Raw genomic sequence first — 22,549 nt, forward strand, 5'->3', positions numbered from 1 at the left:
TGCATAGTGCTGCGACCGATTCGCTTGGCAAACTCGCAGGTGAAGCGTCACACTGTGGCTAGTTCAGACACGAGGGAAGATAACCATGACGCAGCCGGAACACGACGTCCTGAAGGCCGCGCAGGACAACCTGTGGTTGCACTTCACCAGGCACAGCGCGTACCAGCAGTCCGAGATCCCGACCATCGTGCGCGGTGAGGGGTCCTACGTCTACGACATCCACGGCAAGCGCTACCTCGACGGTCTGGCCGGCCTGTTCGTGGTCCAGGTGGGCCACGGGCGGCAGGAGCTGGCCGAGGCCGCCGCCAAGCAGGCCCAGGAGCTGGCGTTCTTCCCGCTCTGGTCCTACGCCCACCCCAAGGCGGCAGAGCTGGCCCAGCGCCTGGCCGCCCACACCCCCGGCGAACTGAACCGCGTCTTCTTCACCACGGGCGGCGGCGAGGCGGTCGAGACCGCCTGGAAGCTGGCCAAGCAGTACTACAAGCTCATCGGCAAGCCGCTCAAGCACAAGGTCATCAGCCGCCAGATCGCCTACCACGGCACCCCGCAGGGCGCTCTGTCGATCACCGGCATCCCGGCCTTCAAGCAGATGTTCGAGCCGCTGGTGCCGGGCTCCGTCCGGGTTCCCAACACCAACCACTACCGCGCCGACGAGATCACCGGCGTCAAGGGCATGACGCCCGAGGAGTACGGCTTCTGGGCCGCCGAGCGGGTGGCCCGCGCCATCGAGATGGAGGGCCCCGACACCGTGGCCGCCGTCTTCGCCGAGCCCGTCCAGAACGCGGGCGGCTGCTTCCCGCCGCCCCCCGGCTACTTCCAGCGGCTGCGCGAGATCTGCGACGAGTACGACGTCCTGCTCGTCTCCGACGAGGTCATCTGCGCCTTCGGCCGGCTGGGCACCATGTTCGGCGGCCAGAAGTTCGACTACGTGCCGGACATCATCACCTGTGCCAAGGGCATGACCAGCGGTTATTCGCCGATCGGGGCGATGATCGCGCACGAGCGGCTGTTCGAGCCGTTCAAGGGGGGCGACACGATGTTCGCCCACGGTTACACGTTCGGCGGCCACCCCGTCTCCGCCGCCGTGGCGCTGGCCAACCTCGACATCTTCGAGCGCGAGGACCTCCTCGGCCACGTGACGGCGAACGAGCCGCGCTTCAAGCAGACCCTCGACGACCTGCGCGACCTGCCGATCGTCGGCGACGTGCGGGGCTCCGGCTACTTCTGGGGCATCGAGCTGGTCAAGGACAAGGCCACCAAGGAGACGTTCTCCGCCGACGAGTCGGAGCGGCTGCTGCGCGGGTTCCTGTCGAAGGCGCTGTTCGACGCCGGCCTCTACTGCCGCGCGGACGACCGCGGCGACCCCGTCATCCAGCTCGCCCCACCGCTGATCGCCGGGCAGAAGGAGTTCGACGAGATCGGAGAGATCCTCCGCGGCGTGCTCGCCGAAGCCTGGGCTCAGCTCTGACACCCCTCAATCCGGTACGACGGAGTGCCGGTTCCCGAAAGGATCCACCGCCATGAAGATCGGCGTTCCAGCCGAGGTCAAGAACCACGAGTATCGCGTCGCCGTCACCCCGGCAGGCGTGCACGAGCTGGTGCGCAACGGGCACGACGTCACCGTACAGCGGGGCGCGGGCCTGGGTTCGCAGATCACGGACGAGGAGTACCTCGCGGCCGGCGCCAAGATCCTCGACAGCGCCGACGCCGTCTGGGCCGAGGCCGACATGGTGCTCAAGGTGAAGGAGCCGATCGCCGAGGAGTACCACCGGCTGCGCGAGGGGCTGGTGCTGTTCACGTACCTGCACCTGGCCGCCTCCCGGCCCTGCACCGACGCGCTGCTCAGCGCGAGGACCACCGGCATCGCCTACGAGACCGTGCAGGTGGGCAACGCGCTGCCGCTGCTCGCCCCCATGTCCGAGGTGGCCGGACGCCTGGCGCCGCAGGTGGGCGCGTACAACCTGATGCGCTTCAACGGCGGGCGGGGCATCCTGCCCGGCGGCGTGCCGGGCGTGGCCCCCGCCAAGGTGGTCGTGATCGGCGGCGGCGTCTCCGGCCTGAACGCGGCGCAGATCGCCGTCGGCATGGGCGCCGACGTCACCGTCCTGGACACCAACATCGACCGCCTGCGCTCCATCGACGCCGTCTACCAGGGGCGGCTCAAGACGCTGGTGTCCACCGCGTACGCGATCGAGCAGGAGGTCCTGCAGGCCGACCTGGTCATCGGTGCGGTGCTGATCCCCGGCGCCAAGGCGCCGACGCTCGTCTCCAACGACCTGGTCGCGCGCATGAAGCCGGGCTCGGTGCTCGTCGACATCGCCATCGACCAGGGCGGCTGCTTCGAGGACTCGCGCCCGACCACGCACGCCGAGCCGACGTACAAGGTGCACGAGTCGGTCTTCTACTGCGTGGCGAACATGCCGGGCTCCGTGGCCAACACCTCCACGTACGCGCTGACCAACGCGACCCTCCCGTACGCGGTGAAGCTGGCCAACCTGGGCTGGCGGGACGCGGTCAAGTCCGACGCCGGCCTGGCGGGCGGGCTCAACACGCACGGCGGCAAGCTCACGAACGAGCCGGTCGCCCAGGCGCTCGGCCTGCCGTACACGCCGGTCGCCGAGGTGGTGTGATGGGGTGAGGGGCACGGCACGGTCGTGCCCCTCACCTGAGGCCACCTGAGGAGGAGCGATGACGCTCGGCATCAGCCAGGTCACCGTCTACGTCGAGGACCAGCAGCGCGCGGCGGACTTCTGGAGCCGCAAGATGGGCTTCGAGATCGTGCGCGACATGCCGTACGGCGAGCACCGCTGGATCGAGGTCGAGCCGCCCGCCGGCGGCACCCGCCTGGTCATCGCCAAGGCCGACCCCAAGTGGCCGGCGCTGGTGGAGGGCCTGCCCAACTACGTGATGTTCCACGCCGACGACATCGTCAAGACGCACCAGGAGCTGGCGGCGCGCGGCGTCGAGTTCACCGAGCCGCCGAACCAGCAGCCGTGGGGCTGGTCGGCCGTCTTCAAGGACGACGACGGCCACCTGTTCCACCTGGGGCAGCGCTAGTCAGCGGATGCCGAGGCGCCAGCGCAGGTCGCGGGCCGTCACCAGGACGTGCTGGAGCTCGCCGGGGCTGGGCCACGGCGCGCTGCCGGGCCGCACGAGGGCCCCGCGCACCGACGCCAGGTGCTCCACCGCGCTGGCGTGCGCCCCGCTCCGCTCCACCAGCCACGCCAGCACGTCCGAATGATCGTGCAGGGGCCGGGTCACCAGGTCCCACGTGGCCAGCACCTCGGCGAGGTCGGCCACCTCGAGCTGGACCCCGTCCCGCCGCCCGGTGGCCGCCGCGGCCAGCTCGGCGCGGGCGGTCAGCTCGGGTTCGGCGGGCCGGGCCCAGGAGGGCGGCGGCGGGTCGGCCAGCCACTCCTGTGCCTCGCCGTGCTCCCCGGCCACCGACAGCAGCCCGCCCAGCTCGACGGCGGCCCTGTGGTGCCCGGCCCGCGCCGCCTGCCTGAACCAGTGCTGCCCGCCCGCCAGGTCGCCGAACTCGGCGATGAGCAGCAGCCCGTAGTTGAAGGCCGACTCGGCGTCGCCGCCGGCCGCGGCCCGCCCGAACCAGTGGCTGGCCGCCGCGGTGTCGTCCAGCTCCACGCAGACGAACCCGGCCATCCGCTGGTCGTAGGCCCGGCCCGCGTTCGCTGCCTGCTCGAACCAGGCCCGCGCGGCCCGCAGGTCGCCCCTGGACAGCGCCACGCCGCCGAGCCGCGAGGCGGCGCCGGGATGCTCGCTCCTGGCGGCCAGCCGGTAGTACGCCTCGGCGCCCTCGGGGTCGCGGCTGGCGTGCAGGTAGAGGCCCAGGCAGTACGCGGAGTCGGCGTGCCCGCCCCTGGCGGCGCACTCCCACCAGTGCACGGCCTCGGCGTCCTGGCCCGCGCAGTACGCCAGGAACCCCAGGTCGTGCGCGGAGGCCGCGTCACCGCCCTCGGCGGCCCTGCGGTGCCACTCGCGGGCCACGCCGAGCTCGCCCGCGTCCTCGCACATCAGCGCCAGCCGGCGGGCGGCCGTCCTGGACCCGGCCGCGGCCGCGCTCTCGAACCAGACCCTGGCCGCCCCGACGTCGCCGCGCTGCTCCAGCAGCAGCAGGGCCAGGTTCGTGGCGGCCTCGGCGTCGCCGGCGCCGGCGGCGGCCTCGTACCAGGTGACGGCGTCCTCAAGGCTGCCGTGTTTCTCGTGCCAGATGCCCAGGTTGTAGGCGCTGTCGACGTTGCCGCCCGCGGCGGCGCGCTCCCACCAGTGGCGGGCGGCCGCGCGGTCGCCGTGCTGGGCGAAGAGCTTGCCGAGCCGGTGCGCGGCCTGGACGTCGCCCGCCTGCGCGGCGGCCATCAGCTCGTGCTCGTCTCCCACGCGCGGCGCCGGTACGGACGGCACCGCCACCTCTCCTAGCCAGGACATGGCGACAGACTGACACGTGATCACCCGATCGCGAACCGTAATCGCCGAAGCCTCTAGGAGAAGTGGATGAAGCCCGCGTACATGCCCATGCCGCAGACGTACCGCAGGGAGCCCGCGGGCTGCGGCGGCAGCCGTACGGTGGCGGGGAGCGCCACGTCGCGGCCGCCGATCGAGACGGTGCCGGTGCACCCCCGGTCCACCAGCTCGAAGACCACCTCGACGGGCACCCCGGCCCGCGCCGTCACGATGGCGGGCCGGTAGCCGTCGCGCATGGCCCACACGGTGACCGTCTCCGCTCCCGGCCCCGCCGCGACGGGCGTTCCGGCCTGGGCGAGCCAGCCCCCGAGGCTGACGCCGGCCCCGGCGGTCCAGAGGCCGGCGCCCACGGCCACGATCGCGGCCCACCGGGCCAGCCGGGTCCGGGAGACCCGCCGCAGCACGTACCCGAGCAGCGCGAACGCCGGCGCGGTGCCGACCACGAACCCCGCCATGGCCGCCGCGCCCGCCAGCGGTGAGCCGCTGGAGACGGCGACCATCTCGACGCCGAGCGTCACACCGCAGGGCACCAGGATGGTGGCGGCGCCCAGCAGCGGCGCCTTGAACCGGGACGGAGCCGGCGGTTCGGGCGCCGAGCAGTCCGTACGCCGCATGAGCCGGATCGCGAAGCCGACGACCGTGACCCCGGCCACGACGAGCAGCACCGCCCTGGCCTGCGGCGGCAGGCTGACGGCCGAGCCGAGCAGCCCGAGCAGCGCCCCCGCCGCGGTGTACGAGGCCAGCCGCCCCGCCAGGAACCAGCCCACCAGAGAAGGGTCGCGCCCCCCGCGGCCGTCGGCCAGGCCCATCAGCAGCCCGCCCTGCGCCGCCGTGCACGTGGCGGTCCCCGCGAGCAGCCCGGCGGCCACCCCGCCGGCCAGCAGGGTGAGGGTCTGCACGGTCAGCGGGCGGACGCCAGGTCGTCGAGCGAGCCGCTCCTGGCGGCCTCGACGATGGAGCCGAACTGGTCGAGGCTCATCTCGACGCGCTGCCCGAAGTCGTCGACGATGACGACCTGGCGCTCGGCGGGAGCCGTCTCGTCGACGAACAGCTCGGGGCATCCGCAACTGCACTGGCCGCAGAACTTGGCGATGGACCGCATCCTCGTCCTCACTCTCTCTCGGGCCGGTTACTCGCAAGGTAACGCGACCTCTTGGATGCGGCCAGTGACAGTTGTCGCACTGATAGTGATGTTTAGGATGAACCGCCCCTGAGCACAGACATCCTTTCGAAGTACTCGTCGTCCGTCATCTCGCCGCGAGCGTAGCGCTCGGCGAGGATCCGCTCGGCGGACGCGGTCGGCGAGGCCGCCGAAGCGGCGGACGCGGTCGGCGAGGCGGCGGCGTGCGCCCGGCGCGGCCCCCACCAGCCCCTCCGCCAGCTCACCACGGCCAGCGCGATGAAGCCGGCCCAGAGCAGGGCCCAGACGATCGGGAAGATCGGGGCGATGCCGCCGGCGGCGCCCCAGTGCGGGCCCGCCATGATCAGAGTGTTCATGTCTCCTCCTTGACGTGTGCCTCCAGGGTCGCCGGAGGAGCCGCGCGGCGAATCGGACGGCGGGCTCTGCTCGCGCTGCTCCCGAGGGAGTGCTTCAGGCGGGCCCGCCGTACGACAGCGGGGGTAGGGCGCCGTCCGTCAGGCCAGGCAGAACTCGTTGCCCTCGGGGTCGATCAGCACGACCCAGTCGTCGTGCGTCTGCAGCAGCTCGGCCCCCAGGTCCACCAGCCGGTCGATCTCCGAGTCGACGTCGTCGGCCCGCAGGTCGAGGTGCAGCCGGTTCTTGACGATCTTGCGTTCCGGCACCCGCTGGAACCACAGTCGCACGGGCCCGCCCTCGACGAGCACGGTCGGGTCGTCCTCCGGGTCCTCGACGCCCAGCTCGCGCAGCCGGGCCAGCTCGGCCTCGTCGTACGGCGCCACGGCGTACCCGTCGAGCGCCGCCGCCCAGAACCGGGCCAGCGAGGCCGGATGCCGGCAGTCGACCACCACGTCATGCAGTCGGGCCATCGGGTTTCCTCGCCTCGATCAGGAACCGGGCGGAGTGGGCCACGAACGGCCCCTCCGCCTCGATCCGCTCGTGCAACGAGCGCAGCTTGTCAGGGAAACGCTCGACCGAGAAGCCCGGCACGATCCAGATCACCTTCCGCAGGAAGTAGATCACCGCGCCGATGTCGCGGAACTCCATCCGCAACCGCTCGGACCGCAGATCCACGACCTCCAGCCCGGCGGCCTCGGCCTCCGCCTGGGCGTGCGCGGGATCGCGGTGACCGCCCTCGTGCGGCCCGAGGAAGTACTCGGACAGCTCGTAGACGCTCCACGGGCCGACCTGCTGCGAGAAGTAGGAGCCGCCGGGCCGCAGCACGCGGGCGATCTCCGGCCACCACGTCGTCACGGGATGGCGGCTGCTCACCAGGTCGAAGACCGCACCGGCGAACGGCAGGCGCGCCTCCTCGTCGTCGTGCACCACCCACGCGCCGCGCGGGCGCAGCCGGGAGGCGGCCAGCCGCAGGTTGGGCGGCCACGACTCGGTGGCGACGGTCATCGGGGGCAGGGTGGGCAGGCCGGCGAGGATCTCGCCGCCGCCGGTCTGGATGTCGAGCGCGGCCCGCGCCCGCGCCATGCGCTCACCCAGGAGCCGGGAGTAACCCCAGGACGGCCGCTCCTCGGTGGCCCGGCCGTCGAGCCAGGAGAAGTCCCAGCCGGCCACGGAAACGGTGTCGGCCTCGCGGACCAGGTCGTCGTACGTGCGCCGCATCCTCCGACCTTGTCAGCGGCCGGGCCAGGAGATCAACCACATTCCGTCAGGCGATGCGGTGGCGCACGGCCGCGCGGTCGATGCCGAGCTGGTCGATGAGCTGCGCGACGGGGTCGGGCCGCTTGCGCGCCAGCAGGTTGAGCGCCAGGTGCCGGGGCACCTCGGCATCTCTGGTCCTCGCCTTCGTGGCCCTGATGGCGTCGTTGAGCACGGCCCTGGCGCTGGAGGTGAGCGCGGTGGCGGGGACCGCCGGGTGTTTGCGCGGCGTGTCGGGCAGCTCGCCCACCTCGAGCCCCAGCATGCGCAGCGCGGCCCGGTCGAGCTCCTCCAGCGCGGCGCGGGCGGCCTCCAATTCGACGCCGAGCGCCCTGGCCGACTCGTCGTGGTGCAGGAGGCCGAGCAGCATGTGCTCGGTGCCCAGCCGCCGGTCGCCGCGCAGCCTGGCCTCCTCGAACGCGGCCTTGACGATCACCGTCACCGGGCTCTTCTGTCTGCCGAACATCGTCATCCCCCTCACTTGCCGTACTTGGCGTGCACCGACTGCCGCGACATGCCGAGCGCGTCGCCGATCTGCTCCCAGGTCCAGCCCTGCTCCCTGGCCAGCGCCACGGACACCGCCTCGACCTGCTCGGCCAGCCGGTGCAGCGCCCCGACCGCGCGGAGCCCCATCGCGGGGTCGTTGGCGCGGATCCGCTCGGTCAGCTCTGTAACGTCCACGTTGTCAGGCTAGATTGACAGCGGGGATTCTGTCAATCTAGCCTGACAGGCATGGAGGATGTGCTGATCGTGGGGGCGGGCCCCGTCGGGCTGATGCTCGCGTGCGAGCTGAGCCTGGCCGGCGTGCGCCCCGTCGTGCTGGAGAAGAGAGCCGAGCCGAGCGAGCTGCCCAAGGCCAACGGGCTGGGCGGGCAGATCGTCGACTTGCTCGACCACCGGGGGCTGCTGGAGCGTTTCAGCGAGGGCAGCCCGTTCGCGGGCCGGGCCGCCGGCTTCCCGTTCGCCGGGGTGCCGCTGAGCTTCGAGGGGATCGACGACATGCCGCTGCGGCTGCTGCTCATCCAGCAGCCCAGGCTGGAGCGGCTGCTGGCCGAGCGGGCGCGCGAGCTCGGCGTCGAGATCAGGCGCGGCTGCGAGGTGCGCTCGCTGGCGCAGGACGAGGAAGGGGTGACGCTCGGCGTCGCGGACACGCCGATCCGCGCCCGGTACGCCGTCGGCTGCGACGGCGCGCGCAGCCGCGTGCGGGAGTGGGCCGGGATCGGCTTCCCCGGCACCACGGACGAGGAGGGGCTGCTGGTCGGCCACTTCAAGGCCGACATCAAGGTCTTCGAGAGCCTGGAGTCGGACGGCCTCCAGCCGGGCTGGAACCGCACGCCGCGCGGCCGCGTGCTGCTCACATCCCTGCAGGACGGCGTGCTCATCGCCGGCGTACGCGAGCCGGCCGTGCTGCCCGACGGCCCCGTCACCCTGGCCGACTTCCGCGCGGCCGTGCGCCGCGTGCTGGGCAGGGACCTCCCGCTCGGCGAGCCGATCTGGCTGTCCAGCACGGTCGCCCAGGCCCGGCTGGCCGAACGGTACCGGGCCGGGCGGGTGTTCGTGGCGGGGGACGCCGCCCACCTGTTCCCGGCGGGCGGCTCGGCGCTCAACGTGGGCATGACGGACGCGGTCAACCTCGCCTGGAAGCTGGCCGGCGTGCTGCTGGGGCGCGTGCCGGACGAACTGCTCGACACGTACGACGCCGAGCGCCGGCCGGTCGGGGCGCGCACGCTCATGCAGACGCGCGCGCAGGCGGCGATCGACCGCGTCGAGGGCGAGGACGGGCTGGCGCTGCGCGAGCTGCTCGGCGAGGTGTTCGCCTTCCCGGAGCCGGCGCGGCACCTGGCCCGGCTGCTGCAGGACTCCGGCGTCGCGTACGGGCCGCCGGACCGTCCGGTTGACGGCGCGTCCGGGGCGCCGGACCGTCCGGCTGACGGCGTGTCCAGGGCGCCGGAGCATCCGCTGGTCGGGCGGTTCGTGCCCGATCTGGAGCTGGCGGGCGGAGGCCGGGTGGCCGAGCTGATGCGCGCGGCCCGCCCCGTCCTGCTCGACTTCGGCCTCGGCGCGGACCTCGGCGCGGACCTCGGGGCGGACCTCGACGGCGGCTGGATCGACGTGGTGCGCGCCCGCTGCGACGACCCGCCCGCCGGCGCGCTGCTGATCCGCCCCGACGGCTACGTGGCCTGGGCGGGCGCCGACGGGCTGGCCGAGGCGGCCGAGCGGTGGTTCGGGGTGGGCGTCACAGCCAGCCGGGCCTGACCAGCCCCGACTCGTAGGCGATGACGACGAGCTGGGCGCGGTCGCGGGCGTGCAGCTTCATCATGGCCCGGCTCACGTGCGTCTTCGCGGTCGCCGGGGACATGAACAGCCTGGCCGCGATCTCGTCGTTCGTCATCCCGGTGCCGACCAGGGCGAGCACCTCGCGTTCGCGCTCGGTGAGCTGGTCGAGGCCGTCGGCGGCGACCGGCTCCTTGGCGCGGGAGGCGTACTCGGCGATCAGCCGCCGGGTCACGCTGGGCGACAGCAGCGCCTCGCCGGCCGCCACCACCCGCACCGCCTGGATCAGCTCGGCCGGCTCGGTGTCCTTGACCAGGAAGCCGCTGGCGCCGCCGCGCAGCGCCTCGAAGACGTACTCGTCCAGCTCGAACGTCGTCAGGATGATGATGTGCGGCCCCGGCGGCATCTGGCGGGTGGCGGTGAGGCCGTCGGTGCCCGGCATGCGGATGTCCATGAGCACGACGTCCGGCTGATGCTCGCCCGCCAGCCGGACGGCCTGCGCGCCGTCGGACGCCTCGGCCACCACGGTCATGTCAGGCTGGGCGTCGAGCAGCGCCTTGAAGCCCGCGCGGACCAGCGCCTGGTCGTCCGCCAGCAGAACCTTGATCATGACGTCTCCTCGGGTAGGGGCAGCCGGGCCTCGACCTCGAAGCCGGCGCCGGAAGGTCCGGCGACCAGCGTGCCGCCGAGCGCGGAAGCCCGCTCGCGCATGCCGGGGATGCCGTTGCCGCTGCCCGACTCGGACAGCGCGCCGGTGGTGCCGGAGCCGGTGTCGCTGACCCGCAGGATCAGCTCCTGCTCGCCGTACTCCAGCCGCACGTCCACCGCCGCGCCGGGCGCGTGCCTGGCGGCGTTCGTGAGCGACTCCTGGACGATCCGGTACGCCGCCCGCTCCACCTGCGGGGGCAGCGGCCGGGAACCGACGCGCTTGAGCGTCACGTCCACCCCGCAGCGCTCGATCAGCTCGTCGAGCCGGTCGAGCCCGGCCGTGGGGGAGCGGGGCGCGCCCTCGCGCAGCACGTTCAGCACCGAGCGCATCTCGCCGAGCACCTCCTTGGAGGCCGTCTTGATCGTGGCCAGGGCGGTCCTGGCCTGCTCGGGGTTGGCGTCGATGAGGTGCAGCGCGGTCGAGGCCTGCACGTGGATGAGCGAGATGTTGTGCGCCAGCACGTCGTGCAGCTCCTGCGCCATCGTCAGCCGCTCCTCGCTGGCCTGCCGCCTGGCCTCCTCCTCGGCGGTGCGCTCCCGCTCGGCCCTGCGCTCCCTGACGGTCCTGACCAGCTCGGCCACGACCATGAGCAACATGATGGAGGTCAGGATCCACACGCTGTGGAACAGGTCGCGGTTGCCGACCATCCAGGCGTAGGTGAGGAACGACAGCAGCGTCATCCCGGCCATCACCCAGGCCATCAGCCTCCTGCCGCGCAGCACCAGGAGGACCAGCAGGACGCCGGGGCTGATGAAGGTGGGGCCGTAGGCGTACCCGCCGATCAGGAACAGGTCGCAGGCGGCCAGCGCGGCGGCGGTCGTGAGCAGCGGGAAGCGGCGGTGCAGCAGCACCGCGAGCGGGCCGATCAGCAGCAGCACGTACGCGTAGGGGTCGAGCGCCTCCCGATCCAGCCGCTGCCCCCAGGAGGCGCCCTTGGCGATCACCATCTGGGCGACCGCCACGATCAGGGCGAGATAGGGGTCGAACCCGTTCTTCCTGCGCACGCCACCCACGCTAGATCACCCCTCCTGACCAGCACATCATCCCTTTGTGTGAGGAGGCCCTACCACGCGGGGCGTACCTGGGCCATGGTGGGACCATGCGCCGTGCGATCATTCCCGCAGCAGCAGTCCTCGTCTCGCTCGTGCCCGCGCCCGCCGCGCTCGCACAGCAGACTCATACACAGCAGGCCCACACACAGAAGGTCCCCGTCGCCGAAGGGTACGGCGGCGCGGTGGCCACCGTCGACCTCGACGCCAGCAAGGCCGCCATCTCCGTGCTGAGGAAGGGCGGCAACGCCATGGACGCCGCGGTCGCGGCGGGCGCGGTGCTGGGCGTCACGGAGCCGTACTCGGCCGGCCTGGCCGGCGGCGGCTTCATGGTCTACTACGACGCCAGGCGGCGCGAGGTGTTCACGATCGACGGCCGCGAGACCGCCCCGCGGGCCATGACCGCCACCTCGCTGGAGGGCATCCCGTTCGAGGAGGCCGTCACCAGCGGCCTGTCGGCGGGCGTGCCGGGCACGGTCGCGAACTGGGACCTGGCCCTGCGCAGGTTCGGCACGATCTCCCTCAAGCAGGCGCTCCAGCCGGCGATCGAGGTGGCCTCCAAGGGCTTCGTGGTGGACCAGACGTTCTACGACCAGACCGCCGCCAACGTCGGCCGCTTCAAGGACATCGCCTCCACGGCCCAGCTCTACCTCCCGAACGGCGCCCCGCCGCCCGTCGGCTCGATCTTCAGGAACCCCGAACTCGCCGACACCTACCGCGAGCTGGGCAAGCGGGGCCCCGGCTGGCTGTACGGCGGCCGGCTCGGCCAGGAGATCGTGGCCACGGTCAAGAACCCGCCGGTCACCCCGGGCAGCACCCGCAACGTCCGGCCGGGCCTGATGGAGCTGTCCGACCTGCGGGCCTACCGCGCCATCATGCGCGAGCCCACCAAGGTCTCCTACAACGGCATGGACGTGTACGGCATGGCCCCGCCCTCCTCCGGCGGCTCCACGGTCGGCGAGGCGCTGAACATCCTGGAGGCGCTGCCGCAGGTCGGCCTGCACGAGTACCTGGAGGCGTCCAGGCTGGCCTTCGCCGATCGCGGCAAGTACGTCGGCGACATCCCCGGCGTGCCGCTGCGCGAGCTGCTGTCCGACGGTTTCGCCAAGGAGCGGGCCTGCCTGGTCGGCGGCGCCGCCATGCCGCATCCGGCCGCGCCCGGCGAGCCCGACGGCTCGTACGAGGGCTGCGCTCCGCCCACCGGCGCCGCCACCCCGGTCGCCCAGGAGGGCCCCGAGACCACGCACCTGGTCGTGGCCGACCGCTGGGGCAACGTGATCGCCTACAACCTGACCATCGAGTCCACCGGCGGCAACGGCATCGTGGTGCCGGGCCGCGGCGTGCTGCTCAACAACGAGCTGACCGACTTCACCTTCGGCCCCGCCCCCGGCGACCCGAACCTGCCGGGCCCCGGCAAGCGGCCGCGCTCGTCGATGGCGCCGACGCTGGTGTTCGACCACGGCAGGCCGGTGCTGGCGGCCGGCTCGCCCGGCGGCTCCACGATCATCACGACCGTGCTGCAGATCCTGATCAACCGGTACGAGTTCGGCATGAGCCTGCCCGACGCGCTCGCCGCGCCGCGCGCCACCCAGCGCAACACCGCGCAGACGCAGGCCGAGCAGGCGTTCCTGGACCGGCACCGCGCCGAGCTGGAGGCCAGGGGGCACAGCTTCGCGCTGAACCCGGAGATCGGGGCCGCCACGGCGCTGGAGTTCCTGAGCAGGAACCGGGTCCAGGCCGTGGCCGAGCCGTCCCGCCGCGGCGGCGGCAGCGCGATGGTGGTCGCCCCTAGTAGATGAGCTCGTAGGCGCCGGGCTTCACCCTCCGGGTACGCGCCCAGTACTCGAAGGTGAAGCCCGGCCAGATCGTCCGGTTCACCCCGTGCTCGTCCAGGTACCAGGAGCGGCAGCCGCCCGCGTTCCAGACCAGCGGGTCGAGCCGGGCCCGCAGCCGGTCGTTGAACGCCCGCTGCGCCTGCGGCCGCACGTCCACGGCCCTGGCCTGGGTGCGGGAGAGCAGGCGCAGGCACTCGACGACGTAGCGCGCCTGCGACTCGATCATGAAGACGACCGAGTTGTGGCCGAGCCCGGTGTTGGGGCCGAGGAGGAAGAACAGGTTGGGGAAGCCCGCGGTGGTGATGCCGAGGTAGGCCTCGATCCCGTCGCGCCAGGCCTCCTGGAGCTTCAGGCCGCCCCTGCCGATGATCCGCTGCTCGGTGAGCGCGTCGGTCACCCTGAAGCCGGTGCCGTAGACGATCGCGTCGGCCTCGTGCTCCGTCCCTGCCACGAGGGAGTGCTCGCGGATCTCGGTGATCCCGTCGGTGACGAGCGAGACGTTCTGCCTGGTCAGGGCCGGATAGTAGTCGCTGGAGACGAGGATGCGCTTGCAGCCGATGAGGTAGTCGGGGGTGAGCGCGCGGCGCAGCTCCGGGTCGGGCACCTGGGCGCGCAGGTGCCGGAGCGCGAGCTGCTCGTGGGCCTTCATCAGGCGGGGGTCCACGGCGAAGCCCAGCGCCCTGGTCTCCAGGGCCCAGTACAGGCCGGCCCGCAGGGTCCTGGCCGCGCCGGGCAGGCGCAGGAGCCGCCGGGCGGCGGAGGGGAAGGCGAAGTCCGGCTTGGGGTGCAGCCAGGGGGCCGTGCGCTGGAAGACGGTGACGTGGCGGGCGGTGCGGGCGAGCTGGGGGACGAACTGGACGGCGGAGGCGCCGGTGCCGACGACGGCCACGCGCTTGCCGGTCAGGTCCACGGAGTGGTCCCATTCGGCGGAGTGGAAGGCGGGGCCGGCGAACGATTCGCGCCCGGGTATTTCCGGAAATTTCGGGATGTGGAGGGCGCCGATCGCGGAGATCACCGCCTTCGGGCGCAGGGTGTCGCCGTCCTCCGTGGTGACCGTCCAGGCCCGGGCGGCGTCGTCGTACTCCATCGAGACGACGTGCTTGCCGTACCGGATGTGCGGGGTGATGCCGTACTTCGCGGCGCAGGCGCGCAGGTACGCCTGGATCTCCTCCTGCGGCGCGAACATCCGCGACCAGTCCGGATTCAGCTCGAACGAGTACGAGTACATGTGCGACGGCACGTCGCACGCGCAGCCGGGATAGCTGTTGTCGCGCCAGGTGCCGCCCAGCTCCCCGGCCTTCTCCAGGATGACGAAGTCGTGGTGACCGGCCTGTTTGAGCTTGATGGCCATGCAGATGCCGGCGAATCCGGATCCGACGATCACGATCCCTGGCTCACCCACGGGCTCCTCCCGGTCTTATTGGACGCTAAGTCCAATGTATCCGTTGCCGGGAACGACGAAAACCCGCCACGGCCCCCGCGGCGGGTGAAGCAGTCGGCTGTCTTACTGGAGCAGCAGGAAGGCGGCGACGCCGATGATCACGATGGCGGCGACGACCGCGATGATGGGCACGAGGGGCGACTTCTTCGGCTTGGCCGAGGCCTCCTGCTCGCGCGCGTTGGCGAACGCGCGGAAGGCCTGGGTGTTGCCCGCCGGGTCAATGTGCTGGTCAGACATGGGCAGCAGCCTAGCGTGCTCGCCTGCGACGTTTGCGTCTTTTGGCGGGATCCATAGTGATGGGCTGATTAGGGGACCACCCCACCGGCCGGATAGCTTTGAGGCATGCTCAGGACCCTGTTCTCCGCGCGCCTCATGGGGCTGCACCTGCTCACGATCGGGGTCCTCGTGGCGTTCATCCTGCTCGGCCGCTGGCAGCTCGGCGTCTTCCAGGATTCAGGAAAGCCGCGCGTCTCCACGGACCCCGAGCCCGTCGCGGTCGCCACGCTCGCCAGGCCCGGCGCTCAGCTCGACGGTGAGTTCGTGGGCCGCAGGGTCACGGCCGAGGGCGTCTACGAGGCCGATCGCCAGCTCCTGGTCGCCGACCGGCGGGCCGACGTCGACGCCCCCGGCGGCAGGGCCTCGCACGGCGACGGCTACTGGGTGCTCACCCCGATCAGGCTCGACGACGGCACGCTCGTGCCGGTCGTGCGCGGCTGGGTGGCCGAGGCCGACGACCCGGGCGTCGCGGCCGTGCCGGAGGGCCGGGTCACGGTGTCCGGGCGGCTGCGACCGCAGCAGGGCACCGACAGCGTGCAGCGGCGCGCCGAGGGCCTGCCCGCCGGCCAGGTGCAGACGGTGTCCACGGGCGAGCTGGTCAACCTGTGGAGCGGGCAGCAGGTCCGCACCGGCTACCTCGTCGCGCAGCCGGCCTCGGGCTCGTTGACGCAGGTCAAGGTGGATCCGCCGGTGGTCGGCGGCACGCTGACGTGGCGTAACCTGGCTTATGCCGCCAACTGGTGGATCTTCGCTGGATTCGCCGTCTTCATGTGGTTCCACTTCGTACGCGACGCCGTGCGAAGCGACCGGGACCGCGGCAAGTCGTCCCCTGAGATGGTTCTGGAAGGTTAACGGTGGAATCGGCTCTCAAGCCCTTCCGGGCGCTCGCGTACGTGGTCGGGGTCATGCTGCTCGTGCTCTGCGTGGGCATGGTCCTGAGGTACGGCTTCGGTGAGCCGTCCCTGTCGCAGACGATCGCCCCCATCCACGGCGGGCTCTACATGATCTACCTGATCGCGGTCATGAACCTGGGCATGAAGGCGCGCTGGTCGTGGCCGTACATGGCGGGCATCATGCTGGGCGGCACGGTGCCGTTCCTGTCCTTCTACGTGGAGAGAAGGGTGACCCAGCGCGTGCAGGCCGCGCTGGCCGCGGCGGAGGCCTGAGGCCCCCGCCGCGAGGGCGAGGCAGGGCTCAGTGGCCGATGCCGCGCCTGCGGGCCCTCTTGAGCCGCTCACGCTGCGACGGGTCGAGCATCAGGTAACCGACCACCGGGGCGGCGATCACGCCGAGGACGACCAGCAGGGTGACCCAACCGGGCAAGATGATCCACGAGAGCAGGACCGCGACGCCTGCGCCAATCGCGTACTTCTGTATTGGCGACATCCTCAACATCCTCCGAACGCGGAGCGCGCGCCCCGCCTCTCCCACATTGTGCGTCGCCTGTCCAACGTGTGAACCCGCCACGAGGTTCCATGTCGCGATGTATCGCAATTGTTGTGCGGGTCGTCAAGCCCGCTCGCCGGCGACGGCGAGCAGCTCCCGGCGCAGCTCGTCCACGGTGGGGCGGTGCGCCGGGTCGCCCGACAGCAGCCTGAACAGCACGGGAGCCAGCGCTCCCGCCCTGGTCAGCGGGGCTCCCGGCGCGGGCGGCGAGCCCTCGACCGCGGCGAAGAGCGTGGCACCGAGCGACCACAGATCCGCGGCCCGGGTCGCGGCGCCCTCCGGAGCCGTGTAGGCCGGGAGCGTTCCCGACCTCAGCAGCGGCGTCAGCCGGGCCTGCCCCGAGCCGTCGACGAGCACGTTCCCCGGCTGCACCCCGCCGTGGAAGGCGCCGCCCGCCACCAGCCGGTCGAGCACGGCCAGCCCGATCGCGGCCACCCGCGCGGGCGGCAGCGGGCCCGACGCCTCCACCACCGCGTCCAGCGGCCGGTCCACGGCCAGCCGCTCGAGCGTCTCGCGCACCACCTCCACCGGCGGCGGCCCCGCCGGATGCAGCATCGCCCTGATCAGCGACCTGAACGGGTCGGCGCCCGCGGCCGGCACCTGACCCGGCGGCCGACCCTCGACCGCGAAGTGCAGCGTGGCGGCCAGCGACCACAGGTCGGCCGAGGGCAGCGTGCTGAGGCTGGGGGCGCCGAACCCGGCCAGCACCGCCCGCCCGGTCGCGGTGAGCAGCACGTTCCCGGGATCGACCCGGCCGTGCACGATCCCCGCCCCGTGCGCTGCGGCCAGCGCCGACAGGACGCAGACGCCGGCCCTGGCCGCCTGCGGGACCGGCAGCGGGCGGCGCGAGCGCACGGCCTGCTCCAGCGACACCCCGGAGACGAACTCCATGACCAGCCACGGCACGCCGCTCTCGATGAGCACGTCGAGCACCCGCACGATCGACGGGTGCCGCAGCCCGGTGGCCCTGCGCGCCTCGAACAGGGCGGAATCACGCAGCTCCGGCGGCACCCGCAGCTCTCTCACCGCGACGTCGCGGTGCTCCGCCTCGTCGAAGGCCAGGCGCACGGACCCGGCGCCCAGCGGGTTCAGCAGCCGGTAGCGACCGCTCAGCTTCCTGGTCTCACCCATGGGACACGCACGCCGACATCATGCCGAGCCGCCCGCCAGCCAGCTCTCGTGCGCGTCGTACACCTTGCGCCAGAGCTTGTCCTTCTCCCCGTCGCTCACGTCGTCGAGCGGCAGCAGGAAGACGTCCGCCAGCGCCGCGTAGTAGTCGCGCGCCGTGCCCAGCGTGACCGAGTGCGCGCCCCTGCCCAGGCGCGTCAGGGACAGCCCGCGCAGGCTGTCCACGCCGTACGCGTCCCGCCGCTGCACCGTCGCCACCCGCACGAACCCCGACGTGGGGGACGTGGTCAGCTCCACATGCTTGTCGGCGAACGCCGACATCTCCACCGGGGCCATCCCGAAGTCCATGCCTTCGAACGAGCCACTCGGATCGTGGTCGAACCGCCACCCGCCGGGCGCCACCTCCGACGGCCGCAGCACGTACGTGAAGGGCCCCTGCCGGTACGCGCCCGCGACCAGCGGCAGCGGCTCGTGCAGCGCGTCGCCGAGCCCCAGGTCCGCCAGCCACTCGCCGCCCGGGTTGCCGTCGGAGGGCAGGCCGCGCACGGTGAGCACCAGGTGGTTGCCGGTGACGCCGGGATCCTTGCCGCGGCCCTGCACGCCGCCGTAGTGGCGGGTCACGTCGAAGCCGAGGGCCAGGGCGAGCTGCGAGAACGCGCCGTTCAGGTGGTAGCAGTAGCCGCCGCGGCCCCCGATGATGCGCTCGGCGGACTCCACGGGATCGACGGTCGTGGCGCGGCCGAGCCAGATCTCCAGCGCCTCGTACGAGACCCTCTCGACGTGTGCGGCGTGCAGCGCGCGCAGCGTCTCTGCGCTGATGGGGGCGGTGAGCAGGCCGGGCAGGCCGAGCCGGCGGAGGTATGCGGCGGTGTTCACCTGCCAAGTCTGCACGGTATGTGCACGAATTTGGGAGTGTCGTCTGCACAGCGTGCTTCTAGGCTGCGTACGTGGCAGAGCAGCGACGCATCCTCGTGGTCGAGGACGACGTGACGATCGCGCTGGCCGTACGCAACCGCCTGGCGGCCGAAGGCTTCGACGTCAGGGTGGCGGGTGACGGGCAGGACGCCCTCGTCCAGTACGGCAACGCGGAACCGGACCTGGTGATCCTCGACCGGCTGTTGCCCGGGCTCGACGGCCTGGAGGTGTGCCGCAGGATGCAGGCCGCCAGGCCGGTGCCCGTGCTCATGCTGACCGCGCTCGGCGACGAGACGGACGTGCTCGTCGGGCTCGGCGTCGGGGCCGACGACTACCTCGCCAAGCCGTTCAGCATGCGCGAGCTGGTGGCCAGGATCCACGCGCTGCTGCGGCGGGTGGAGCGGGCGGCCCAGCTCGCCGCCGAGGACACGGTGATCAGGGTGGGCGAGGTCGAGATCGACACCGCCGCGCGCCGCGTGTTCGTGCGCGGGGCCGAGGCGCAGCTCACCAGGACCGAGTTCGACCTGCTGCGCCGCCTGGCCGAGCGGCCGGGGCAGGTCTTCGAGCGCGACCGCCTGCTGTCCGACGTCTGGGGCTTCTCCGAGGCGGCGGCCACCAGGACCGTGGACAGCCACGTCCGGGCACTGCGCCGCAAGCTGGGCTCCGACGTCGTACGCACCGTGCACGGCGTCGGCTACGCCCTGGTGAGGCGATGAACCCTCTGGACTTCCTCGGCCGGATCAAGGTCAAGCTCGGCATCGTGATCGTGCTGGCCGTGGGCACCGCGTTCGTGGTGAACGAGGTTGGCATCAACTCCGGCTTCTCCCGCGAGGTGCGGATCGCGGTTGCCGTCATCCTGGCGCTGATCATGGTGCAGGTGCTGGCCATGGGCATGACCAAGCCGCTGCGCCAGATGGCCCGCGCCGCCCAGACCATCGCCAAGGGCAGCTACACGCTGCGCGTCAGCGCCACCTCGCGGGACGAGGTGGGCGAGCTGGCCAGGGCGTTCAACGCGATGGCGGCCGACCTCGGCGAGGTGGACCGGCAGCGGCGCGAGCTCGTCGCGAACGTCAGCCACGAGCTGCGCACCCCCATCACCGGCCTGCGGGCCGTCCTGGAAAACGTCGTGGACGGCGTCTCCGCGCCCGACCCCGTCACCATGCGCACCGCGCTCGCCCAGACCGAGCGGCTCGGCCGCCTGGTCGCCCAGCTCCTCGACCTGTCGCGGCTCGACTCCGGCGCGCGCCTCATCGAGGCCGAGGCCGTCGAGCTGGCGCCGCTCATCGAGCAGGCGGTCCTCGAGGCGTCGCTGGCGCGCGAGGACGTGCTGATCCGGCGGTCGGTCCCCGGCGACCTGGTGGTCCGCGCCGACCCCGACCTGCTGGCCCAGGTCCTGGCGAACCTGCTCGACAACGCGGTACGCCACAGCCCTGCCGAGGGGGTGGTGACCATCGGCGGCGCGGCGGAGGGATCCGGGGTGCGGATCGTCGTCTCCGACCAGGGGCCCGGCATCCCCTCCGCTGCCCGGGGGCGGGTCTTCGAGCGCTTCTCCCGGCTGGACTCCGGGCGCGCGGCGGACGCGGGGGGCGCCGGGCTGGGGCTGGCCATCGTGAAGGAGATCGTCGAGCTGCACGGGGGATCCATTCGGATCGATGACTGTGCCGGGTGCCGGATGGTCGTCGACTTACCAGGGAGGATGACGATGGGGGACATGCCGCTGGAGGTCGGGCGCGGGACGGGGGACGACGGGCGGCCGGAGCGCGTGGTCGCGGACGACGCGCGCGGCGCGGGCGCGTCGGGCGGTTCCGCGGACGTCGCGCCTGGGCTCGCGGCGGGGGCCATGCCCGTCCTCGGGGCCGGCGCGACCGGCACCGCCCCGGACGCGGGCCCGGTGATGGGCCCGGTGATGGGCCCGGTGATGGGCCCGGTGATGGGCCCGGTGATGGGCGGCACTGCGGGGGACCGCCTTGCGGTGGGTGGCACTGCGGTGGGCGGTGGCCCGGTGACGGGTGGCGCGTCCGCCGAGACCCTCGCAGCGCAGGCGGCGTCCGGTGACACCGCCGTGGCCGCGCGGGCGCCCGGCGAGGGCGCGGCGGGATCGCCCACCGGGGAGGACGTCGCGGCCGGGACGGGCGTTCCGGCCGACGCGGCGGCCGTCGCGGCGCAGGCGGCCTCCGCCGATGCGGCTGTCGCCGATGCGGCGCCTGGCAAGAGCGGCGCGGCCCATCTGGCGGCCGGCGAGAGTGTCCCGGCCATCACAGCGAGCGGCGCCGTGACGAGCGGGGGAACCGCCATCGGTGCCGGCGCCGGCGGCGCCGCGTTGAGTGGCGTCGGTGCGGCGGGGCCGGGGGCGAGAGGACCCGGGTTGGTCGGCCAGGGAGCGGGCGGTATCGGTGTGGGTGTGCCGGGACCGGGTGGGGCCGGGGCAGGCGGGCCGGGGGCGGGGATGTACGTGCCGCCCCAGCCGCCGAGCCCCGGCGGCAACCTGGCCAGGATGATCGGGGGCGGGGTCATCGGGCTCCTGGTCGGGTTCATGGTGGGCATGTTCGCCGCCGTGCTCGTCAGCGTGACCCTGGGCGACGGGATGGCGCTGCTGACGTTCGTCGGCTGCACCGCGGTCCTGGGAGCCGTGGGCGCGGCCATGGGCGCCGGTTCCGGACGCAGGGCGGCGGCCGCGGCGTACCAGGCGACAGTGCCGTACCGGAGCCAGTCGGGGCCGGTCCCGCCCTACGTGCCGCCCCCGCTGTTCCCCAGGCCCGAGCTGCCCGACCCGCCCGGATGGCTGCTGCCGGCCGCGGCGGGGGCCGGCGTGTTCGCCGCGGTGGCGCTGCCCGAGGCGCAGGTGGGGCTCGGGATCGTGCTGGTCGCGATGGTGGTGGGCGCGGCGGCGCTGCCGGCCGTGCTGCGGCGGATGACGCCGTGGACGGTGGCGTTCGGCGCGACGGCGTACTGGCTGATCTCGATGGCGGCGGTGCGCGACGCCGACTGGCTGGTCGGGATCCTGCTCGTGGCGGGGGCCGGGCTGGGCGCGCTGGCCGTCTCCGGCGCGGGCGCCGGCTGGCTGGGCGTGATCAGGGGCGGCATTTCCGTGCTGCTCGCGCTCGGCCCCGTGCCGTGGTTCCTGGCGAAGCCGCTCAAGCGGCTGACGGCCAGGCGGCGGGTGTTGCCGATGGTGATCGCGCTGGGCATCACGGCGGTGCTGCTGATGGTGTTCGGGCTGCTGTTCGCCTCGGCGGACGCGGTGTTCGCCTCGTACGTGGAGCGGCTGACCACCACCCCCGACTGGGCCGAGTCGGCGCCGGTGCGGATCTTCCTGTTCGCGCTGTTCGCGGTGCTGCTGGCCGCGGTCGTGCTGGTCGCGCTGCGGCCCGTGGTCGACCCCGTGGGGCCGGAGACGAGGTTCAGGGTCAGCACGAGCATCTGGGCGCTGCCGCTGTCCGCGGTGAACCTGCTGTTCGCCGCATTCGTGGCGGTCCAGATCACGGCGCTGTTCGGCGGGAACACCCTGGTGCTGCGGACGGCCGGGCTGACCTACGCCGAGTACGCCAGGCAGGGCTTCTTCCAGCTCGTGGTGGTCAGCGTGTTCGTGCTGGCCATCGTGGCGGTGGCGGCCGGGCTGCTCAGGGTGGAGCGGCGCGAGCGCTGGCTGCTGGCCGTCCTGCTCGGCGTGCTGTGCGGGCTGACGATGGTGGTGCTCGCCTCGGCGCTGCACCGCATGAATCTCTACACCGACGCCTACGGCCTGTCCCGGCTGCGGCTGTCCGTGCAGGCCACGGTGTGGTGGCTGGGCGCGCTGTTCGCGCTGGTGCTGCTGGCGGGCGCGGCGCGGCTCATGGGCCGCGGCTCCGGCTGGCTGCCCCGGACGATCGTGCTGGTCACCGGGCTCAGCCTGGGCGCGTTCGCGCTCGTCAACCCCGATCTGCGCGTCGCGCAGACGCAGGTGGAGGTGCGCGGCCCGGCGAAGATGGACTCCGACTACCTCGGCGACCTGGGCGCGGAGGCGGTGCCCGCCCTCGACCGGCTGCCGGAGCCGCAGCGCAGCTGCGTGCTGTCGGCCGTGGTGGAGGCCAACGAGCTGGACCGCCCCGACCCGTGGAACGGCTGGAACCTGGCCCGCTCGCAGGCCCGCGACGTGCTGGCCGAGCGGCCCGTGCGCGAGCAGGGCGCCTGCGGCCCCAGGGCGGTCGTTCCCGTCCCTGATTAAAT

The 22,549-nt window shown here is 72.8% G+C and carries 24 protein-coding genes; 9 read left to right on the forward strand and 15 right to left on the reverse strand.

Annotated features, from left to right (window positions below; genetic code table 11):
• Positions 1 to 85 precede the first annotated feature (85 nt).
• From AB0I79_RS18350 to AB0I79_RS18360, 3 genes are read left to right on the forward strand one after another with little or no spacing between them, the layout of a single operon-like run.
• Positions 86 to 1,468: an aspartate aminotransferase family protein gene (locus AB0I79_RS18350; protein ID WP_357874023.1), complete on the forward strand. Its 1,383-nt coding sequence runs from the start codon at positions 86 to 88 to the stop codon at positions 1,466 to 1,468.
• Positions 1,469 to 1,520: 52 nt separating this feature from the next.
• Positions 1,521 to 2,630 carry an alanine dehydrogenase gene (ald, locus tag AB0I79_RS18355; protein WP_357874026.1) on the forward strand — a complete coding sequence of 370 codons (1,110 nt, stop codon included), beginning with the start codon at positions 1,521 to 1,523 and terminating at the stop codon, positions 2,628 to 2,630.
• A gap of 58 nt (positions 2,631 to 2,688) precedes the next feature.
• Positions 2,689 to 3,057, forward strand: a complete 369-nt coding sequence (locus AB0I79_RS18360) for a VOC family protein (protein ID WP_357874029.1) — start codon at positions 2,689 to 2,691, stop codon at positions 3,055 to 3,057.
• Here the strand turns inward: AB0I79_RS18360 and AB0I79_RS18365 are convergent, their stop codons facing one another.
• The 8 genes from AB0I79_RS18365 to AB0I79_RS18400 form a co-directional block, all read right to left on the reverse strand.
• A complete protein-coding gene (locus AB0I79_RS18365) occupies positions 3,058 to 4,443 on the reverse strand; it encodes a sel1 repeat family protein (RefSeq protein WP_357874032.1) in 1,386 nt (461 codons plus the stop codon).
• Positions 4,444 to 4,496: 53 nt separating this feature from the next.
• Entirely contained in the window at positions 4,497 to 5,378 is an 882-nt protein-coding gene (locus AB0I79_RS18370; RefSeq protein WP_357874035.1) for a sulfite exporter TauE/SafE family protein, read from the reverse strand.
• Positions 5,379 to 5,380: 2 nt separating this feature from the next.
• Positions 5,381 to 5,581: a hypothetical protein gene (locus tag AB0I79_RS18375; RefSeq protein ID WP_357874038.1), complete on the reverse strand. Its 201-nt coding sequence runs from the start codon at positions 5,579 to 5,581 to the stop codon at positions 5,381 to 5,383.
• A gap of 92 nt (positions 5,582 to 5,673) precedes the next feature.
• Complete coding sequence (locus AB0I79_RS18380) at positions 5,674 to 5,976, reverse strand: SHOCT domain-containing protein (protein WP_357874041.1); 303 nt, start codon at positions 5,974 to 5,976, stop codon at positions 5,674 to 5,676.
• Positions 5,977 to 6,114: 138 nt separating this feature from the next.
• Positions 6,115 to 6,486 carry a VOC family protein gene (locus AB0I79_RS18385; protein ID WP_357874044.1) on the reverse strand — a complete coding sequence of 124 codons (372 nt, stop codon included), beginning with the start codon at positions 6,484 to 6,486 and terminating at the stop codon, positions 6,115 to 6,117.
• A complete protein-coding gene (locus tag AB0I79_RS18390) occupies positions 6,470 to 7,234 on the reverse strand; it encodes a class I SAM-dependent methyltransferase (protein ID WP_357874047.1) in 765 nt (254 codons plus the stop codon). The genes AB0I79_RS18385 and AB0I79_RS18390 overlap by 17 nt, the downstream gene beginning before the upstream one ends.
• Positions 7,235 to 7,280: 46 nt before the next feature.
• On the reverse strand, positions 7,281 to 7,736 hold the full coding sequence (locus AB0I79_RS18395) for a Clp protease N-terminal domain-containing protein (RefSeq protein ID WP_357874050.1): 456 nt from the start codon (positions 7,734 to 7,736) through the stop codon (positions 7,281 to 7,283).
• 11 nt (positions 7,737 to 7,747) lie between these two features.
• Positions 7,748 to 7,903 carry a helix-turn-helix domain-containing protein gene (locus AB0I79_RS18400; protein WP_091081925.1) on the reverse strand — a complete coding sequence of 52 codons (156 nt, stop codon included), beginning with the start codon at positions 7,901 to 7,903 and terminating at the stop codon, positions 7,748 to 7,750.
• Positions 7,904 to 8,002: 99 nt separating this feature from the next.
• Between AB0I79_RS18400 and AB0I79_RS18405 the strand changes: the two genes are divergently transcribed.
• Complete coding sequence (locus tag AB0I79_RS18405) at positions 8,003 to 9,526, forward strand: FAD-dependent monooxygenase (protein WP_357874054.1); 1,524 nt, start codon at positions 8,003 to 8,005, stop codon at positions 9,524 to 9,526.
• Here the strand turns inward: AB0I79_RS18405 and AB0I79_RS18410 are convergent.
• Together AB0I79_RS18410 and AB0I79_RS18415 are read right to left on the reverse strand one after the other, a co-directional pair.
• Positions 9,507 to 10,154, reverse strand: a complete 648-nt coding sequence (locus tag AB0I79_RS18410; RefSeq protein ID WP_357874057.1) for a response regulator transcription factor — start codon at positions 10,152 to 10,154, stop codon at positions 9,507 to 9,509. The genes AB0I79_RS18405 and AB0I79_RS18410 overlap by 20 nt on opposite strands.
• Positions 10,151 to 11,257 carry a histidine kinase gene (locus AB0I79_RS18415; RefSeq protein WP_357874060.1) on the reverse strand — a complete coding sequence of 369 codons (1,107 nt, stop codon included), beginning with the start codon at positions 11,255 to 11,257 and terminating at the stop codon, positions 10,151 to 10,153. Before AB0I79_RS18415 ends, AB0I79_RS18410 begins: the two co-directional genes overlap by 4 nt.
• Positions 11,258 to 11,352: 95 nt before the next feature.
• On the opposite strand from AB0I79_RS18415, the gene AB0I79_RS18420 reads away from it, so the two are divergent.
• Positions 11,353 to 13,101 (forward strand): gamma-glutamyltransferase family protein, encoded by a 1,749-nt coding sequence (locus tag AB0I79_RS18420; protein ID WP_357874063.1) that lies wholly within the window; start codon positions 11,353 to 11,355, stop codon positions 13,099 to 13,101.
• Here AB0I79_RS18420 and AB0I79_RS18425 read toward each other — a convergent pair.
• Positions 13,091 to 14,539 (reverse strand): NAD(P)/FAD-dependent oxidoreductase, encoded by a 1,449-nt coding sequence (locus AB0I79_RS18425; RefSeq protein ID WP_357874065.1) that lies wholly within the window; start codon positions 14,537 to 14,539, stop codon positions 13,091 to 13,093. The genes AB0I79_RS18420 and AB0I79_RS18425 overlap by 11 nt on opposite strands.
• Positions 14,540 to 14,641: 102 nt before the next feature.
• Positions 14,642 to 14,815 (reverse strand): hypothetical protein, encoded by a 174-nt coding sequence (locus AB0I79_RS18430; protein WP_357874068.1) that lies wholly within the window; start codon positions 14,813 to 14,815, stop codon positions 14,642 to 14,644.
• Positions 14,816 to 14,920: 105 nt separating this feature from the next.
• Between AB0I79_RS18430 and AB0I79_RS18435 the strand changes: the two genes are divergently transcribed.
• Positions 14,921 to 15,706 carry an SURF1 family protein gene (locus tag AB0I79_RS18435; RefSeq protein WP_357874071.1) on the forward strand — a complete coding sequence of 262 codons (786 nt, stop codon included), beginning with the start codon at positions 14,921 to 14,923 and terminating at the stop codon, positions 15,704 to 15,706.
• Positions 15,707 to 15,708: 2 nt separating this feature from the next.
• A complete protein-coding gene (locus AB0I79_RS18440) occupies positions 15,709 to 16,020 on the forward strand; it encodes a DUF3817 domain-containing protein (RefSeq protein WP_225271828.1) in 312 nt (103 codons plus the stop codon).
• Between the two features lie 28 nt (positions 16,021 to 16,048).
• On the opposite strand, the gene AB0I79_RS18445 is transcribed toward AB0I79_RS18440, so the two are convergent.
• From AB0I79_RS18445 to AB0I79_RS18455, 3 genes are all read right to left on the reverse strand, one after another.
• Positions 16,049 to 16,240, reverse strand: a complete 192-nt coding sequence (locus AB0I79_RS18445; protein ID WP_357874074.1) for a hypothetical protein — start codon at positions 16,238 to 16,240, stop codon at positions 16,049 to 16,051.
• A 123-nt stretch (positions 16,241 to 16,363) separates the two neighbouring features.
• Positions 16,364 to 17,431, reverse strand: coding sequence for a protein kinase (locus AB0I79_RS18450; protein ID WP_357874077.1), 1,068 nt, complete (start codon positions 17,429 to 17,431; stop codon positions 16,364 to 16,366).
• Positions 17,432 to 17,449: 18 nt separating this feature from the next.
• Complete coding sequence (locus AB0I79_RS18455) at positions 17,450 to 18,304, reverse strand: arylamine N-acetyltransferase (RefSeq protein ID WP_357874080.1); 855 nt, start codon at positions 18,302 to 18,304, stop codon at positions 17,450 to 17,452.
• Between the two features lie 71 nt (positions 18,305 to 18,375).
• Here AB0I79_RS18455 and AB0I79_RS18460 point away from each other — a divergent pair, with 71 nt between their 5' ends.
• A complete protein-coding gene (locus AB0I79_RS18460) occupies positions 18,376 to 19,059 on the forward strand; it encodes a response regulator transcription factor (protein WP_168008205.1) in 684 nt (227 codons plus the stop codon).
• Positions 19,056 to 22,547 (forward strand): DUF4153 domain-containing protein, encoded by a 3,492-nt coding sequence (locus AB0I79_RS18465; protein ID WP_357874085.1) that lies wholly within the window; start codon positions 19,056 to 19,058, stop codon positions 22,545 to 22,547. The genes AB0I79_RS18460 and AB0I79_RS18465 overlap by 4 nt, the downstream gene beginning before the upstream one ends.
• Positions 22,548 to 22,549 lie beyond the last annotated feature (2 nt).

This window comes from Nonomuraea sp. NPDC050202 (assembly GCF_040656115.1).
Taxonomy (GTDB): domain Bacteria; phylum Actinomycetota; class Actinomycetes; order Streptosporangiales; family Streptosporangiaceae; genus Nonomuraea.

What these genes read in the sequence shown, in the direction of transcription:
- AB0I79_RS18350 (WP_357874023.1), top strand. Translation starts at nt 86, where the DNA reads ATGACGCAGCCGGAACACGACGTCCTGAAGGCCGCGCAGGACAACCTG.
- ald (WP_357874026.1), top strand. Translation starts at nt 1,521, where the DNA reads ATGAAGATCGGCGTTCCAGCCGAGGTCAAGAACCACGAGTATCGCGTC.
- AB0I79_RS18360 (WP_357874029.1), top strand. Translation starts at nt 2,689, where the DNA reads ATGACGCTCGGCATCAGCCAGGTCACCGTCTACGTCGAGGACCAGCAG.
- AB0I79_RS18365 (WP_357874032.1), bottom strand. Translation starts at nt 4,443, where the DNA reads ATGTCCTGGCTAGGAGAGGTGGCGGTGCCGTCCGTACCGGCGCCGCGC.
- AB0I79_RS18375 (WP_357874038.1), bottom strand. Translation starts at nt 5,581, where the DNA reads ATGCGGTCCATCGCCAAGTTCTGCGGCCAGTGCAGTTGCGGATGCCCC.
- AB0I79_RS18380 (WP_357874041.1), bottom strand. Translation starts at nt 5,976, where the DNA reads ATGAACACTCTGATCATGGCGGGCCCGCACTGGGGCGCCGCCGGCGGC.
- AB0I79_RS18385 (WP_357874044.1), bottom strand. Translation starts at nt 6,486, where the DNA reads ATGGCCCGACTGCATGACGTGGTGGTCGACTGCCGGCATCCGGCCTCG.
- AB0I79_RS18390 (WP_357874047.1), bottom strand. Translation starts at nt 7,234, where the DNA reads ATGCGGCGCACGTACGACGACCTGGTCCGCGAGGCCGACACCGTTTCC.
- AB0I79_RS18395 (WP_357874050.1), bottom strand. Translation starts at nt 7,736, where the DNA reads ATGTTCGGCAGACAGAAGAGCCCGGTGACGGTGATCGTCAAGGCCGCG.
- AB0I79_RS18400 (WP_091081925.1), bottom strand. Translation starts at nt 7,903, where the DNA reads ATGGGGCTCCGCGCGGTCGGGGCGCTGCACCGGCTGGCCGAGCAGGTC.
- AB0I79_RS18405 (WP_357874054.1), top strand. Translation starts at nt 8,003, where the DNA reads ATGGAGGATGTGCTGATCGTGGGGGCGGGCCCCGTCGGGCTGATGCTC.
- AB0I79_RS18410 (WP_357874057.1), bottom strand. Translation starts at nt 10,154, where the DNA reads ATGATCAAGGTTCTGCTGGCGGACGACCAGGCGCTGGTCCGCGCGGGC.
- AB0I79_RS18420 (WP_357874063.1), top strand. Translation starts at nt 11,353, where the DNA reads ATGCGCCGTGCGATCATTCCCGCAGCAGCAGTCCTCGTCTCGCTCGTG.
- AB0I79_RS18430 (WP_357874068.1), bottom strand. Translation starts at nt 14,815, where the DNA reads ATGTCTGACCAGCACATTGACCCGGCGGGCAACACCCAGGCCTTCCGC.
- AB0I79_RS18435 (WP_357874071.1), top strand. Translation starts at nt 14,921, where the DNA reads ATGCTCAGGACCCTGTTCTCCGCGCGCCTCATGGGGCTGCACCTGCTC.
- AB0I79_RS18445 (WP_357874074.1), bottom strand. Translation starts at nt 16,240, where the DNA reads ATGTCGCCAATACAGAAGTACGCGATTGGCGCAGGCGTCGCGGTCCTG.
- AB0I79_RS18450 (WP_357874077.1), bottom strand. Translation starts at nt 17,431, where the DNA reads ATGGGTGAGACCAGGAAGCTGAGCGGTCGCTACCGGCTGCTGAACCCG.
- AB0I79_RS18465 (WP_357874085.1), top strand. Translation starts at nt 19,056, where the DNA reads ATGAACCCTCTGGACTTCCTCGGCCGGATCAAGGTCAAGCTCGGCATC.